This is a genomic window from Shewanella schlegeliana (genome assembly GCF_016765635.1).
Classification (GTDB): domain Bacteria; phylum Pseudomonadota; class Gammaproteobacteria; order Enterobacterales; family Shewanellaceae; genus Shewanella; species Shewanella schlegeliana.
Genome location: NZ_JAESVD010000007.1, coordinates 152,923 through 168,123 on the forward strand (window position 1 = coordinate 152,923; position 15,201 = coordinate 168,123).

Here is a 15,201-nt window from a genome sequence, read left to right on the forward strand (position 1 = left end):
CGGTACATTATTATATTTGCGCGCATTATAATGAAATTTAGCGCGTTTGTTAACAGGCTTCCCCCAAGCCTGCGACGCAATTATCCCTAAGGTTGTCCTCAACTGCAAATAACTTATTCATACATATGTATAACAAACCAGTAAAACTTAACATGCATAATTAAATACATAAAAATGCTTAATTGTTAGGCCAGCTATGCTAGGGGGATCCGACAAACGTAATCCAGCTCTCATAATAAAGAACCGCTACAGAAACTAAGCTCTCAAGGGACTTAAGTTTTGATATAGTGAGCGACTTTGCTAGGCATTTTTATCACTAAAATTAACATGATAAGTTTTCAAGCAGGCAATAAATACAAATCACAGATTTCTTTTGGGCTGCCCTATCAAGCAGATGCCTTACTAAACGAATAAGGATATTCATGCTCTCTATCAAAGATACTTTAAAGAGAAAGATGATTGACTCTCTGAGTCTGAAAACCCATCTAATTCTTTTAGGCATCCCCATGCTATTACTGCTTGTCTGCTGGGAAAGCCTCCTAAATATCAGTGCTCCACTCAATCTTATCGTTACAGTCTGTATCTATCTTATCGGTTACGGTCTGAGCCATTACTTTCATCAACGTCGCCTAAACCGACTCTGGAATCACCTTCAGCAAGTGATCCACCTCAATAATACGACCTTCGAGCTGGTTAACACTGCCAACCAATACCAAGATGAGTCCGAATTTTTAAATGCCTTGCTAAGCAAAGCCGTTAACGGGGTAAAGGCTGCTGAAATGGGCTCAATTATCAGAGTCGTCCCCGACAGCGATGCACTTTATTTTGAGTCAACTATCGGCATCGACATCGAAAAGCTTAGAAAAATAAAGTTTAATCTCAGACAATCCTTCGAGTACCGGTTTTCCAAGGGTAGCTGCGACAGAGTCGTACTGATTAATAATATGGCCAGTATTAATGGCCACAGCACGCTCACGCCTGAGGATCAGGAGGCACTATTAACCGCACCACGAGCCCCTATTCAATCGACATTATCAAGCCCTATTCATATCGATGGTAAGCTTTACGGCATGCTTAACCTAGACAGTTCAAAGATGGATGCCTTTAGCCATTATGATAGAAATCTTGCCGCAGTCTTGACCCATGAGGCAGCCAATGCCATCGCCCTTTATCAGAAATCACGCCAAATTTATCAACTGGCAAATTTCGACAGCCTAACCCAGCTGTATAATCGTCAGCATTTTGAGTCCGCAAAGACAGAGTGGCAAATCGATAATGCTCAAGGCAGCTACTTAGTCATTTTGGACCTAGATAACTTAAAGGCTATCAATGATAACACCGGGCATCAAGCGGGAGATAAGGCGTTAAAGCGTCTTGCCGCAGCGCTAAAACAGCAATGGCACCTAAAGCATCTAGTCGCACGTTATGGGGGGGATGAATTTATCGCTCTGTGTCATGGCCCCTTAAGCCAAATAGAGGATGAGCTTAACCAGATCCAGCAAGCTCTCGCTACGCAGTACTCACTAGAGAAAGCTGCAGGAAAGCAGGCTATTGAAGTTAAGTTTAGCTTTGGAATTGCCAGCTACAGTCATAAATGGAGTCAATGCTTTAAAGCCGCCGATGACAACATGTACCAACAGAAACGGCGTAAGCAGCAACAAAGCCTAGCGAGTTAAAAAGCCCCTACATTTGTAGAGGCTTTAGTCTGTGTGTCTTCTCAAAAATATCTGACGCTAACCAAAAAAGAGTCGCCATAGCCAAGAGGAGTCAAGATCTTCCTGACACTGCCTGTACTGAGCGGCATAGCGTTTAGAGCGAGCATCGACCCTACCAGCGACCTTAATCAACCAAGCTTTCTGGTTGTAGGTTTTACGTTGGTAGCCCCCCCACCCTTCATGGTAATTGAGGTATTGATTACGGGCATCCCACTTAGATACCCCATTAATCTTGTGCGTCTTATAGATAAACCAACCCATAAAATCCATGGCATCATCGAAATTGCTGCGACTCGACCAAGAGTTACCTGTTTCTCTTACGTAATCGTCCCATGTCATGGTCTTGGCCTGAGCGTAGCCATAGGCATCACTGGCACGTCCGATAGGAATAAAACCTAAAAAGTATTCCATTGGCGGCGCAGCATTATGCTTAAAGGAGCTTTCTTGGTACATCATGGCCAAAGGCACATGAACTGGGACCCCCCACTTCTCTCGGGTATTTTTAGCGGCACTATACCAAGAACGATTTTCGGTGTAGATCGAGCAAAGGTTCTCAGGATCTTTTGGCGGAGGAGTCGCGCATCCAGTCAACAGAGTAGCCAAAATAATAGTCGCAAATAATGCAGGCCATTTCATAAAAAACAGTACCAATAGACAGTAATAGCAAAGCGACAGTGTCACATTGATAGACTAAAGATGCAATTAAGCGTTTGGGGAATTGTGTTATAAATCAACTAGAGGAAGATAAAAGAAAATGACTATTGCGCTGGTGTAAATTCACAATCGTGGGCTTCTTGTTGCCATACTTCTGGTAGCCAAAAGTCACTATCATTGCCGCGATACACCTTGTCAGTTTTAAATTTTGCGCCTATGTGATATCGCTGATTATGTGCAACATTAATCGTAAGTTGTTTAGGTGTGCGGGCTGAAAGCTTAACTTTCAAACTCGGTGCATCGATTAACTCAGCAAGCGTAAAAGTATGCTCTCCTATCGCCAAACGGTAATTAGGCTGAGAAATAACCGGTTTACCATCTAGATGGGTCACCACAACTTGGTAAATATCGGCCTCTCGATTGGGCTCCATATAGGTCGCAACAATGCCACACTGATTGGCAGTATCGGGTTGTGAAGCACAGCCCGATACCATCAATAACAATGCGGTAATGCCTAGTACACTTTTGAAGCCCTGCGTCATCGCAACTAAACCTTAAAGTAATCTGCTAAGAACTGATCGAAGCTCACGCTAGGTTGTGCCTCAAGATTTTTCTGTTTCTCAAGCGACGCAACGGCATCCTGTTGGTATCGCTTATCGATATGCTCTGCTAGCGGATAAGCTTTCAACTGCTGGTGATACTGCTCGGCTAACTCCAATACCCATTGGCTATGATCGATTTGCTCATCTTTCAAGCCTTGCATAATTCTACCCGACAGGGTTTCATTAGGATTTTCGACCGCCTTATGCCACTTAGCCAGTGCAACTTGATAATCATCACTACCTTCATCATCAAGCAGTTGAGCAATGGTTTTTAAGTCAGCAAATAAGCTCTCTAACCAGCTTGCAAGAGCGACCTGCTCACCGCCTCGAGTCAACATTAGCCCAGGTTTACGTCCCTCTAACACCACTGATTTTAGATTAGCGGCAATTTCAATCTCTTCATCAGCATCAGATGCGAGTGAAGGCTGCAGTAAACAATTCAATAGGAAGAGATCTAAGAAGCGGATCTGTGACTTTTCGATGCCAACCGCACTGTAAGGGTTAACGTCTAACGCCCTAACTTCGATATATTCGACACCGGCACGAGCCAGAGATTCCGATGGTTTCTCATTGCCTTTTGCCACTCGCTTAGCGCGAATAGGAGAGTAAAATTCATTTTCTATCTGTAAAATATTGTCGTTCAGCTGACGGTATTCACCATCCACTTTAACGCCAATTTTGGCAAAGTTTGCCGACGGCATATTTATCGCCGCTTGCATGCCCGTTAAATAATCACTAAGGCTGTTGTAGCTGATATTTAGGTTATCTTGCTCTTGATTAGTATAACCTAAATCACTCATGCGTAACGAGGTTGCGTAAGGCAGGTACAAGGTACCATCGCCAATTACCTCAAAAGGAAAATTGCTGGTTTTTGGATCCTGAATAAAGGTGCTACACAATGCAGGAGAAGCACCAAACAGGTAAGGCAACACCCAAACTAAGCGGCGGTAGTTACGAATAAGGCCAAAATAAGACTCTGAGATAAAGTCTTCTAAGCTTAATGAGCTATCCGATAGCTCATACAGTCTGTCCCAGAGTTGATCCGACACAGAAAAATTAAAATGCACGCCAGAGATGATCTGCATCTGTGCGCCATATCGATAAGTTAAGCCTTTTCGATATAAACGCTTCATTTGACCTGAGTTAGAGCTACCATAGTCAGCAATAGGAATATCGGCCCCGTCACCTAAATAGCAGGGCATACTCACTGGCCATAAACGCTGGCCATTGAGATGACGCACACTGTAGGCATGGGTCTGAGTAAGATCGTCAACGAGTTCATCGATATCGTTAAAAACTGGCGTAATAAACTCAAGCAAGGATTCACTGTAATCAGTGGTGATCCGCGAATGTGTTAATGCAGAGCCCAGTGCTTTAGGATGTTTATCCAACGCCAAATGACCCGACTTATCAATTCTTAACGCTTCACGCTCAATGCCTCGTTGCATCGATTTTAGCGCTTGTCGACTTGACGGATCCGACAACTTCCCAACTAATTCATTGAAAGATTTCAATATATTATTCTCTAGTGCGTGACTCTAAATAACGGGTCTATTAGACCAGTTATAGCTTGCTAAAATTTCAAGTCGTACCAAGTTCGCGTTTATTAACTCCAGCCTAATAAACGATGAATTGTGCCATAACCATGGCACCATCTTTCGGATATATGGCCTAGCTTAACCTTTTACAACTGTAAAATTTCAATTGGATAACCAAGTGTTGATAATTCAGACTCAATTTTAGCGCGATCGCCTACTACTAAGATCACCATGTCTTCAATGTTCAACTGCTCTTTAGCCAACTTATTCAATTCATTACGACTAATATTCTTGGTGATAGCACTCTGCTGCTCACTAAAGTCTTCATCTAAATTATAGCGCTGAATATTACGCATTAAGCCTGCTTTTTGATATGGCGTTTCATAATCGAGTGCTTTTGACTGTGAAATCGAGCTTTTCATGAAGTCTAGCTCTTTATCTGTCATACCCGATTCTTGGAATGCATTAATCTCTTTGATAAATTCGATTAACGCCTCTTTCGTCACATCGCTACGTACGCTTGCCGTTGCTTGATAAAAACCTTGCTCCGGGCCACCTGAGAAATAGCTTCTCGCGCCATAGGTATAGCCTTTATCTTCACGCAGATTAAGATTGATCCGGCTATTGAACGCACCACCTAGTGGGTAGTTCATCAAGTAAGACTTAAAAAACTCGCCTGTTGCATCAAACGGCAATGCACGCTTACCTATCTTGATCACCGACTGCGCCGCGTCAGGTTTATCAAGGATAAAGATCTTACCGCTTTGAATCTTTGGTAGCTGGGCAAGTTCAGGCAGTGGGGTGGCAGCCCCTTTCCAACTCGCAAGACTCGAAAGTTTACTCAGCATCTGTGATTCATTCAGATTACCCACCGCGACAATTTGCGCATTACCGGCAGTGTATTGCTGTTTATAGAAAGCTTTAATATCATCGAGCGTCATTGCCGATACCGTTTCTAGCGAACCTCCACTGCTAACGCCAAATGGACTCTTTTCACCATATAGCAAGCCACTAAATGCGGTATTTGCCAAGTAGTTCGGCTCTGTTAGCTCACGCTGCAAATGTTGCAGTTTTTGCTGTTTGACTCGCTCAAAGTCAGCCGCCTTGAAGCCTGGCTCAAATAGCTTTTCCTGCACAATCGCCATCGTCTTATCAAGGTTCGCCGTTAGCGACGAAATCTTCACTTGGCTTTGATAACCACTGGCACTAAAGTTCACGTTACTGCCCAGCATCTCTAACGCTTGAGTGAGCTCTTCGGCGCTGCGCTTTTGGCTCGACTCATTCATCATAGCCGCAGTCATACCCGCAAGCCCAGCTTGATTAACACCCAGTAGTCGATGACCACCATTGAGATAAATCACTATCTCTACCGTTGGCGTCTCACTGGTTTGAGTTCCTATCACCTCGATATCATTAGCAAGTTTACCTTGCCAAAGCTCAGGCATCGTCAGCACAGGAGCAGGACCTGCTGCCGGGATAACACTTCTATCGAATGATGAAACAATCTGCGGCGCTGGCGCTAACTCCTCAACGGCAACGGCAGCGATTTTTTCTGCTGGTGCTACGAAGTTATCGGCCTTTGCAATAAGCGCTGTTTGTCCTTGAGGCACTACACTCATCACCACCATAGGCTTATCTTTGATGTACTTATTAAATACCCGCATTACATCTTCTTTAGTGACATTGGCGTAACGAGCCAAGTCGAACCCAATCATATTGGGGTTATCTGAGAAGGTCTCATTGAAGGCTAAACTGGCAACCTTACCTTGAACGCTTTGTAGACCAAAGATGGTTCCCGCCTCGAAGTTAACTTTCACTTTTTCAAGATCGTCATCGGTCACACCGCGTTTTTCAAACTCTTTAATCGAGTCACGCATCGCCTGCTCAAGCTCGGCTAAATTACCGCCTCGTGCAGGGTTCGCTAATGCATACATGGAAAACTGACAGGCTAACTCTTGGCAAGGGTGATTCACGCCGGCTTGTACTGCGAGGCCATCTTTGACTAAGTTTTTATAAAATAACGAGGTTTTTCCACCACCTAAAATATTAGACAGTAGATCCAGTGCGGCTTCATCTTCATGACGGGCATAAACTGTTGGCATTCCGATTCGAAGTAGCGGTAGGTGAACTCTATCTTCCATCGACAAATAACGCGTCTCATCGAGCGTCACTAACTCTTTTTTCGGTGCATCGACTTTAGGCCCAGATGGGATCTCGCCAAAATATTTGTTCACCCACGCGAGCGTTTGCATCTCATCGAAATCGCCACCTATGGTTAAGGTCGCATTATTAGGGCCATACCAACGCTGGAAGAAATGTTTCACATCTTCAACATCGGCGCGGTTCAGATCTTCAGGCCAGCCGATAACGGGCCAAGAGTATGGATGCCCCTGAGGATAAAATGCCTGATTAAAACGTTCCCCCATACGGCCATAAGGGCGGTTATCAACCCTTTGTGCACGCTCATTCTTAACCGTCTCACGCTGGACTTCGAACTTCTCTTCGGTCAATGCAGGCAGAAAGAAGCCCATACGGTCAGATTCTAGCCAGAGCATTTTCTCAAGCTGGTTATTGGGTACCGTTTCAAAATAATTGGTTCGGTCGGTATTGGTGGTGCCGTTTAATGTGCCACCGGCTTCGGTGACCATCTTAAAGTGTTGCTCGTCACCAACGTTTTCTGACCCTTGAAACATCATATGCTCAAAAAGGTGAGCAAAACCGCTGCGGCCTTCGAGTTCTCGACCAGAACCGACATGATAGGTGACATCAACATGGACTAAAGGATCGGAGTGATCTTCATGCAAGATGACCGTTAAGCCATTAGCCAATTGGTATTTCCGATAAGGGATCCCAACCTGCTCACCACTGAAGCTAACCGTTTCTAATAGAGTGACTCCTTGTGGTAAAACGGTTTCGCTCTGTTGCTGTCCCGCACAACCCATTAATGCAGCACTAATAGCCGCCGCTAATATCCATTTTTTCAATGACTCTCTCCTTTTCCAACTGGCTGTTTTTTCAAACATTGGCCATGTTGTTTGTTAATCCAGCTAGTATTACCTACTACAGATAAAACAACCAGCATAGAAACTTGAATTAATTTGCCATTAAACCTGTGATTTTTTATAACAAAAAATGGCAAAAAACCTATGACTTATCGACTATGACATCTAACGGTAAGTTCCTTAGCTTATGAATTAACACTTTTTTTCACACGTCACACTCAAACAAGCCTACAATGTTGCAACATGGTTAATATTTAAAGTTATTAAAACAAACTCATTTATCACGATAAGTTATAACGAAATCGGTTTGTGATGCCAGTATCGCTATCTATAGAATGAGCTGCAACTGGGTAACTAAATGTAAATATTAATAGCGATTGCCTAAAACTAGCACTGGAGTGAACAAAGATTCACCCGTAAAGTAACTTGATAAAAATTAAATAATTGGAATTCGATAATGTGGCAAACGATTAAGAACATCCCATTTTGGCAGAAAGTTTTAGCCGCCTTTATATTAGGCGCCGGTGTCGGTGTCGTTTTCGGTGAATCTGCAACAGTATTAAAGCCTCTTGGCGATCTGTTTATCAGTGCAATTAAGATGTTAGTTGCGCCACTTATTTTCTGCGCCATCGTTGTCAGCATCACCTCGTTAGGCTCTGAAGTGAGTTTAAAGAGGCTGAGCTTTAAAACCTTGGCCATGTTTATGCTTACAGGCACCATTGCCTCACTCATTGGCTTAACCATTGGTTCGCTGATCGATATGGGCGGCTCGATGGAGCTAGTCGCAACAGAGGTGCGTGAGCGTAATGTACCAGGCTTCGCTCAAGTCTTACTCGATATGATCCCTGTCAATCCATTTGCTTCTCTTGCAGAAGGCAAGGTATTGCAGATCATCGTTTTCGCCGCATTAATCGGTATTGCGATTAACAAAGTCGGTGAGAAAGCAGAGCCTCTTAAACGCACTATCGAGGCTGGCGCAGAGGTGATGTTCCAGCTCACTCGCATGGTGCTGCAACTGACTCCAATCGGTGTATTTGGCTTAATGGCTTGGGTTGTTGGTGAATATGGCTTATCGACGCTACTGCCACTGGGGAAATTTATCGGTGCTATTTATCTTGCTGCACTCATCCACATTATCTTCGTTTATGGTGGCTTAATTAAGTTTGCAGCTAAGCTAAGTCCTGTTCAATTTTTCCGTAAGGCAATACCTGCACAGATAGTAGCATTTACCACAGCATCAAGCTTTGGCACCTTGCCAGCAAGTACGCGCTGTACAGAGTCAATGGGCGTCTCTAAGCGTTATGGCTCTTTCGTATTGCCTCTTGGCGCCACAATGAACATGGATGGCTGTGGTGGTATTTACCCTGCGATTGCAGCTATCTTCATTGCGCAGATCTACGGTATATCACTGGATATGACTGACTACCTGCTAATTGCTGTGACGGCTACGGTAGCGTCAGTCGGCACCGCAGGTGTGCCAGGTAGTGCCATGGTGATGCTAACGGTAACTTTAGGCGTAGTCGGCTTACCTCTTGAAGGTATCGCCTTTATCGCAGCAGTTGATCGTATTATCGATATGATCCGCACCGCCACTAACGTCACCGGCGATATGATGACAGCAGTTGTCATAGGTAAATCAGAGGGGCAACTCGATGAAGCGCAGTTTTATGCACAAGAAAATGCCCCGCTAGAGCAGGCCAGTAGCTAAACAGAGTGATTCATCGAATAAAAAGGCCGCAATTGCGGCCTTTTTAATTTATACTTTTCAATATTCTACTGCTTTAAACCAATAATTCAGGAGTGGCTGGATATGACAAAACTCTTCATTCTTCCCATACTGCTTTCACTGGCGTGGGCTCTGTTTCTTAACTATAACGGTGTGCCTTTAAAGCAAGGTAAGACAGGGTTTCTCTATATCATCGGCATCAGCCTAACCATTGTTTTTTCCCTCGCCTTTCTGCTCTGGCTCACTGCGGGACAAAACCTTAAGTCTTAGTACTTTTTCATCACTAAATAGTAAAATAACGACAAAGAAAATGCGCCCGAGCTATTTAGCCACAGTTTCAGCATAAAAAAGTCCTGCTAAAGAGCAGGACTTTTTTCGTTTGAGAGAGCTTGGCTAACCCAGTACGGCTAACAAGACACCCGCTGCGACAGCACTGCCTAATACCCCGGCTACGTTTGGCCCCATGGCATGCATCAATAAGAAGTTCTGGTTGTTGGCCTCTAAACCAACCTTATTCACCACCCTTGCCGCCATAGGTACAGCTGATACACCAGCAGCACCAAGCAGTGGATTAATCTTACCGCCAGAAAGCTTACTCATGAGCTTCGCCATTAACACGCCTGCTGCTGTACCGATAGAGAAAGCAACAGCGCCAAGTACTAAGATCCCTAGGGTTTCCATCTGCAAGAACTGTTCGGCAGAAAGTTTTGAACCTACAGCTAAGCCTAAGAAAATAGTCACTATGTTGATAAGCTCGTTCTGAGCCGTACTTGATAATCTATCGACCACACCCGACTCTTTCATCAAGTTACCTAGACAGAACATGCCCACCAGTGGTGTGGCGGCTGGCAGGAACAAAATCGTTAAGCCCAGTACCATCATAGGGAAGATTATCTTCTCCTTCTTGCTCACCTCCCGAAGCTGCTCCATCTTGATTTTGCGCTCAGACTCAGTAGTCAGCAAACGCATAATCGGTGGCTGGATCAGTGGTACCAACGCCATATAGGAATAGGCTGCGACCGCAATCGCTCCGAGCAAGTCAGGCGCTAACTTAGACGCCAAGAAGATAGCCGTTGGTCCATCCGCACCACCAATAATGGCGATCGCCGCCGCATCGGTCATTGAGAACTCAAAGCCTGGTACCCAGTTAAGTGCAATCGCACCAATTAGGGTTGCGAAAATACCGAACTGAGCCGCAGCGCCAAGCAATAGCATCTTAGGGTTTGCGATAAGCGCACCGAAATCTGTTAACGCGCCAACCCCCATAAAGATGAGCAGCGGGAATACACCCGTTTCAATACCAACGTGGTAGGCAAAATAGAGCAGCCCTCCCTCTTCGGTAAATCCACCATTAGGGATGTTAGCCAATATCGCACCAAATCCAATCGGTAACAGCAGTAATGGTTCAAACTTCTTAGCGATTGCTAAATATAGCAATAGGCAACCGACACCCATCATTAGCAGTTGGCCTGAGGTAAAATTAGCAATACCCGACTCAGACCAAAACGCGATTAATCCTTCCATGATGACCCCTAAGCTAATGCCAACAGTTGGCTACCAGCTGCTACAGCGTCACCTTCTTTCACCCAAACCTTAGAGATGACCCCGTCGGCCTCTGCGCGTACCTCGGTTTCCATCTTCATCGCCTCGAGGATAATCACGACATCGCCCTCTTTCACGCTATCACCTGGTGACACATGCACTTTGAAGATGTTGCCCGATAAAGGCGCATTCTGCTCATGCTTTACCGCAGATAGATCGACAACCGGTGCTGCGTGTACAGGAGGTGTAAAAGGCACCACATTTTCGGTAGGCGTGATCTGGCTGATATCCCCGCCTTCGGCGACCTCAACCACAAAACTCTGCCCCTGCACAGTAACCGTATAGGTTTCTGGCCCTTGTTTGCTAGCCGCTGCAATCTCAGCCTGCTTGGCTTGCTCAAGTGCTTTAGCCGCTAGCTCAGGCTTTGGCTCAAATGCATCGGGGTTATTACGGTTACTCAAGAATTTAAGGCCTATCTGCGGGAACAGCGCATAAGTCAGCACATCGTCATCTAGCTCTTGAGCGAGCTCGATTCCTTCAGCCGCTGCCTTCTCTTTTAGCTCTAATCGTAATTTATCTAACTCCGATGCAAGCAGATCTGCAGGGCGACAGGTTATTGCTTCGCTGCCCGCTAATACACGCTGCTGTAGCTCAGCATTAACAGGAGCTGGAGTCGCACCATATTCGCCTTTGAGTACGCCCTCAGTTTCTTTAGTAAGTGACTTATAGCGCTCGCCAGTAAGAACGTTAATCACCGATTGGGTTCCGACGATTTGAGAGGTTGGTGTAACTAAAGGCAAGAAGCCTAAGTCTTCACGCACACGAGGGATCTCTTCAAGTACCAGATCTAACTTATCTGCGGCGCCCTGCTCTTTTAGTTGACTCTCCATGTTAGTCAACATGCCACCGGGGACTTGAGCACGAAGAATGCGTGAATCAATGCCTTTTAGTTCGCCTTCAAATGCTGCATATTTCTTACGTACGACTCTAAAGTAGGCTGCGATCTCTTCTAGCAACGCCATATCGTAACCCGTTGCTCTATCGGTGCCTTCAACCATGGCGACTAAGGTTTCTGTAGCACTGTGACCATAAGTTTGGCTCATTGAAGAGATAGCCGTATCGAGCACATCAATACCCGCTTCAATCGCTTTTTGATAAGTTGCCGTGCTTAGACCGGTAGTCGCGTGGCAATGCAGTGACAAAACTAGATCGGTTTGCGACTTGATTTTGCTAATGAGTTCGAATGCTTCGAAAGGCTTTAATAGTCCAGCCATATCCTTAATACATAGCGAGTGGCAGCCCATATCTTCTATGCGCTTAGCCATGTCAATCCAAGTATCTAAGTTATGCACAGGGCTTGTGGTGTAAGACAGCGTGCCCTGGGCGTGGCCACCGACTTGGACAACCGATTTGACAGCAGTTTCGAGATTACGCACATCATTCATCGCATCGAACACACGAAATACATCAACACCGTTGGTATGGGCACGCTCGACAAAACGATGTACCAAGTCATCGGCATAGTGGCGATAACCAAGCAGGTTTTGTCCCCGCAGCAACATCTGCTGTGGCGTATTTGGCATCACCTTCTTCAGTTCGCGGATCCGCTCCCACGGATCTTCTCCAAGATAACGAATACAAGAGTCAAATGTGGCTCCGCCCCATGACTCAAGTGACCAGAAACCGACTTTATCCAGTAACGGTGCAATAGGTAACATATCTTCGGTACGCAAACGAGTAGCGAGAATAGATTGGTGTGCATCTCTTAAGGCAACATCAGTTAAAGCCAATGGCTTGCTCATACAAAAACTCCCTACTTTTATTATGCTTTTTTACGGTGCTGATGAATTGCAGCAGTAATTACCGCAGCCATTAATGGGCTCACGGCGGATTGACTCGATTGCGGTTGCCTCTCGGTAACGGGACTACCACACTTAGGCGCAGGTCCAAACTTTAGAGCAACCAGTTTCATCGCAACAATAAGAATACTCAGAAAAACAAATACCAGTGACATACCTAGTATCATGATCCCCAATGCGTCATATAACTGCTCAGATATTGAAGCCATCTCTTCCTCTCATTGATATGAAGTTGTGAATACAATTGGATTCCCAAAAATAAATATTCACCACTCATTCACATGTTATGCAAATTATTCTATTCAGTTCAGGTACAGATTTACTGCTAAAGGGCTAAAGCCGATTAAAACAATAACCAATCTATAACAAAATAGCGAGTCAGTTGTAAATTGGTCATACCATAAAAACGATAATTATCCGGAATGAAGTGATAAATTCTCATTAAATCAACAGCAAAATTATACATCCGATAATGTACAAGCTTTTGCAGAGACTTTTTCTAATTTAACAGTGTATTTACGGAAAAATGAATTCAGGAAAAAGAACAGATAGCCGTCAGAAAAACAGAAATGAAATTTTATGCAGTTTGATTTAACTCGATTTCAATTTGTTCAATTCAGCGTTGATTTGGCGTATGGACAGCTTGGTGACAGGGTTTTGAAAGTTAGGTTTTATCGTTAAGATAGGGAAGCTTACAGTAGCAATGTAATTGTAATACCAAAGCAACAGCATTATTAGAGCGAAGGTTAGAGCGGAAATAGCAAGCGAGTCGATTTTAGGCAAATTTCAGATACAAAAAAACCGCACTAGGTGCGGTTTTCTTGTATGAATGGCGGAGAAGGAGGGATTCGAACCCTCGATGGGAGTTAAAGCCCATACTCCCTTAGCAGGGGAGCGCCTTCGGCCACTCGGCCACCTCTCCGCAAAACATGGTGCGCGTGGGAGGATTCGAACCTCCGACCGCCTGGTTCGTAGCCAGGTACTCTATCCAGCTGAGCTACACGCGCAAACTCGGTACTATCTAAAACTCATTTGTTTTATATGGTGCGGATGGGAGGATTCGAACCTCCGACCGCCTGGTTCGTAGCCAGGTACTCTATCCAGCTGAGCTACATCCGCTCATATAAAACTTTCACAATCATTCTTAGGACAAAAAACCGCAACAGAGTTGCGGTTTTTTGTACGAATGATGGCGGAGAAGGAGGGATTCGAACCCTCGATGGGAGTTAAAGCCCATACTCCCTTAGCAGGGGAGCGCCTTCGGCCACTCGGCCACCTCTCCGTCAAAACATGGTGCGCGTGGGAGGATTCGAACCTCCGACCGCCTGGTTCGTAGCCAGGTACTCTATCCAGCTGAGCTACACGCGCAAAATTCGGTACTATTTTATATGGTGCGGATGGGAGGATTCGAACCTCCGACCGCCTGGTTCGTAGCCAGGTACTCTATCCAGCTGAGCTACATCCGCTCATATAAAATATCTGCGGTAAACTTATTCTATGGTGCGGATGGGAGGATTCGAACCTCCGACCGCCTGGTTCGTAGCCAGGTACTCTATCCAGCTGAGCTACATCCGCGCATATAGAATGTTTACTGCTATAAATGATTTAATGGTGCGGATGGGAGGATTCGAACCTCCGACCGCCTGGTTCGTAGCCAGGTACTCTATCCAGCTGAGCTACATCCGCTCATTAAAAACATTTATCACATCAATAGAAATGGTGCGGATGGGAGGATTCGAACCTCCGACCGCCTGGTTCGTAGCCAGGTACTCTATCCAGCTGAGCTACATCCGCATCGTTGTCTATTGTAAGAAATGGCGGAGAAGGAGGGATTCGAACCCTCGATGGGAGTTAAAGCCCATACTCCCTTAGCAGGGGAGCGCCTTCGGCCACTCGGCCACCTCTCCGTTTCTTGGCGCACATATTACTGTCTGCCGAAAATAAGTCAAACCCTTTTTAAGAAACCATTTCCATTTGAGCTGTTTTTAAGCATCTTGTCTGTATAACACTCTAACCTACGGCTTCAAGGCGTTTATTTCGGCATATTATTTAGAATTAAATAACCTCTAATAATAGAAAAGCCAGTTATTAACCAGCTTCTATTGCAGGCTAATAACGTAAAAATGATCTCATTCAGATCAAAATCAACGTCATCGAGCGGCGCAGCCGACTTGTCGGACTGAATGCGCGGGTCAATCAGTTCAGCAACTATAAAGATAAACTCTTTGGAAGTGGATGCTTTTACGCAAACTAAAACCAAGTTAGTGCAAAAGCCAGAAGTTAACGCGAAAGCCTAAAAACAGCCAGAAATAAAAAAAGCCAGTTAAAAACTGGCTTCTACTATTTTTAAATAAGTCTTAAGTGATCCATTCAGAGCAAAATCAGCGTCATCGAGTGGCTCAGATGACTTGTCAGACTGAATGTGCGGTCAATCCGTTCAACAACTACAGGTTCTTGGAGAGTCGATGCAATTACGCAAATCTAAACTCTGTTAGCGCAAAACCTAAAACTCAGAAATAAAAAAGCCAGTTAAAAACTGGCTTCTACTATTTTTAAATAAGTC

Annotated in this window: 10 protein-coding genes and 10 tRNA genes; 3 read left to right on the forward strand and 17 right to left on the reverse strand. The window is 44.9% G+C overall.

The window, feature by feature from the left end; all coding sequences use genetic code 11:
- Nucleotides 1-455: 455 nt before the first annotated feature.
- A complete protein-coding gene (locus tag JMA39_RS13595; RefSeq protein WP_237732829.1) occupies nucleotides 456-1,676 on the forward strand; it encodes a sensor domain-containing diguanylate cyclase in 1,221 nt (406 codons plus the stop codon).
- A gap of 57 nt (nucleotides 1,677-1,733) precedes the next feature.
- On the opposite strand, the gene JMA39_RS13600 is transcribed toward JMA39_RS13595, so the two are convergent.
- The 4 genes from JMA39_RS13600 to JMA39_RS13615 all read right to left on the reverse strand — a co-directional run bounded on the left by JMA39_RS13600 (nucleotide 1,734) and on the right by JMA39_RS13615 (nucleotide 7,493).
- Nucleotides 1,734-2,351, reverse strand: a complete 618-nt coding sequence (locus JMA39_RS13600) for a transglycosylase SLT domain-containing protein (protein ID WP_202722411.1) — start codon at nucleotides 2,349-2,351, stop codon at nucleotides 1,734-1,736.
- A gap of 122 nt (nucleotides 2,352-2,473) precedes the next feature.
- On the reverse strand, nucleotides 2,474-2,911 hold the full coding sequence (locus JMA39_RS13605; RefSeq protein WP_202722412.1) for a hypothetical protein: 438 nt from the start codon (nucleotides 2,909-2,911) through the stop codon (nucleotides 2,474-2,476).
- A 5-nt stretch (nucleotides 2,912-2,916) separates the two neighbouring features.
- Nucleotides 2,917-4,485 carry a glutamate--cysteine ligase gene (gene gshA, locus JMA39_RS13610; protein WP_202722413.1) on the reverse strand — a complete coding sequence of 523 codons (1,569 nt, stop codon included), beginning with the start codon at nucleotides 4,483-4,485 and terminating at the stop codon, nucleotides 2,917-2,919.
- Nucleotides 4,486-4,655: 170 nt separating this feature from the next.
- Nucleotides 4,656-7,493, reverse strand: coding sequence for a M16 family metallopeptidase (locus tag JMA39_RS13615; RefSeq protein ID WP_202722414.1), 2,838 nt, complete (start codon nucleotides 7,491-7,493; stop codon nucleotides 4,656-4,658).
- Between the two features lie 472 nt (nucleotides 7,494-7,965).
- On the opposite strand from JMA39_RS13615, the gene JMA39_RS13620 reads away from it, so the two are divergent.
- Nucleotides 7,966-9,219, forward strand: coding sequence for a dicarboxylate/amino acid:cation symporter (locus JMA39_RS13620; RefSeq protein ID WP_202722500.1), 1,254 nt, complete (start codon nucleotides 7,966-7,968; stop codon nucleotides 9,217-9,219).
- A gap of 102 nt (nucleotides 9,220-9,321) precedes the next feature.
- Nucleotides 9,322-9,507 (forward strand): hypothetical protein, encoded by a 186-nt coding sequence (locus JMA39_RS13625; protein WP_202722415.1) that lies wholly within the window; start codon nucleotides 9,322-9,324, stop codon nucleotides 9,505-9,507.
- Between the two features lie 123 nt (nucleotides 9,508-9,630).
- Here the strand turns inward: JMA39_RS13625 and JMA39_RS13630 are convergent, their stop codons facing one another.
- The 13 genes from JMA39_RS13630 to JMA39_RS13690 form a co-directional block, all read right to left on the reverse strand.
- Nucleotides 9,631-10,761: a sodium ion-translocating decarboxylase subunit beta gene (locus JMA39_RS13630; protein ID WP_202722416.1), complete on the reverse strand. Its 1,131-nt coding sequence runs from the start codon at nucleotides 10,759-10,761 to the stop codon at nucleotides 9,631-9,633.
- An 8-nt stretch (nucleotides 10,762-10,769) separates the two neighbouring features.
- Nucleotides 10,770-12,581 carry a sodium-extruding oxaloacetate decarboxylase subunit alpha gene (oadA, locus tag JMA39_RS13635; RefSeq protein WP_202722417.1) on the reverse strand — a complete coding sequence of 604 codons (1,812 nt, stop codon included), beginning with the start codon at nucleotides 12,579-12,581 and terminating at the stop codon, nucleotides 10,770-10,772.
- A 20-nt stretch (nucleotides 12,582-12,601) separates the two neighbouring features.
- Nucleotides 12,602-12,847, reverse strand: a complete 246-nt coding sequence (locus JMA39_RS13640; protein WP_202722418.1) for an OadG family protein — start codon at nucleotides 12,845-12,847, stop codon at nucleotides 12,602-12,604.
- A 621-nt stretch (nucleotides 12,848-13,468) separates the two neighbouring features.
- Nucleotides 13,469-13,560: transfer RNA gene (locus tag JMA39_RS13645), tRNA-Ser, on the reverse strand.
- 8 nt (nucleotides 13,561-13,568) lie between these two features.
- Nucleotides 13,569-13,645: transfer RNA gene (locus JMA39_RS13650), tRNA-Arg, on the reverse strand.
- A gap of 35 nt (nucleotides 13,646-13,680) precedes the next feature.
- A tRNA-Arg gene (locus JMA39_RS13655) sits at nucleotides 13,681-13,757 on the reverse strand.
- A 71-nt stretch (nucleotides 13,758-13,828) separates the two neighbouring features.
- Nucleotides 13,829-13,920 (reverse strand) — tRNA-Ser (locus tag JMA39_RS13660).
- A 9-nt stretch (nucleotides 13,921-13,929) separates the two neighbouring features.
- Nucleotides 13,930-14,006: transfer RNA gene (locus JMA39_RS13665), tRNA-Arg, on the reverse strand.
- A gap of 21 nt (nucleotides 14,007-14,027) precedes the next feature.
- Nucleotides 14,028-14,104, reverse strand: a tRNA-Arg gene (locus JMA39_RS13670).
- A gap of 32 nt (nucleotides 14,105-14,136) precedes the next feature.
- Nucleotides 14,137-14,213: transfer RNA gene (locus tag JMA39_RS13675), tRNA-Arg, on the reverse strand.
- Nucleotides 14,214-14,247: 34 nt separating this feature from the next.
- Nucleotides 14,248-14,324 (reverse strand) — tRNA-Arg (locus JMA39_RS13680).
- Nucleotides 14,325-14,355: 31 nt separating this feature from the next.
- A tRNA-Arg gene (locus JMA39_RS13685) sits at nucleotides 14,356-14,432 on the reverse strand.
- 21 nt (nucleotides 14,433-14,453) lie between these two features.
- A tRNA-Ser gene (locus tag JMA39_RS13690) sits at nucleotides 14,454-14,545 on the reverse strand.
- Between the last annotated feature and the right edge of the window lie 656 nt (nucleotides 14,546-15,201).

Bases quoted from the DNA above. Each gene is read 5' to 3' on its own strand.
- JMA39_RS13630 (WP_202722416.1), bottom strand. From the start codon at position 10,761: ATGGAAGGATTAATCGCGTTTTGGTCTGAGTCGGGTATTGCTAATTTT.
- JMA39_RS13605 (WP_202722412.1), bottom strand. From the start codon at position 2,911: ATGACGCAGGGCTTCAAAAGTGTACTAGGCATTACCGCATTGTTATTG.
- JMA39_RS13625 (WP_202722415.1), top strand. From the start codon at position 9,322: ATGACAAAACTCTTCATTCTTCCCATACTGCTTTCACTGGCGTGGGCT.
- JMA39_RS13640 (WP_202722418.1), bottom strand. From the start codon at position 12,847: ATGGCTTCAATATCTGAGCAGTTATATGACGCATTGGGGATCATGATA.
- JMA39_RS13595 (WP_237732829.1), top strand. From the start codon at position 456: ATGATTGACTCTCTGAGTCTGAAAACCCATCTAATTCTTTTAGGCATC.
- oadA (WP_202722417.1), bottom strand. From the start codon at position 12,581: ATGAGCAAGCCATTGGCTTTAACTGATGTTGCCTTAAGAGATGCACAC.
- JMA39_RS13600 (WP_202722411.1), bottom strand. From the start codon at position 2,351: ATGAAATGGCCTGCATTATTTGCGACTATTATTTTGGCTACTCTGTTG.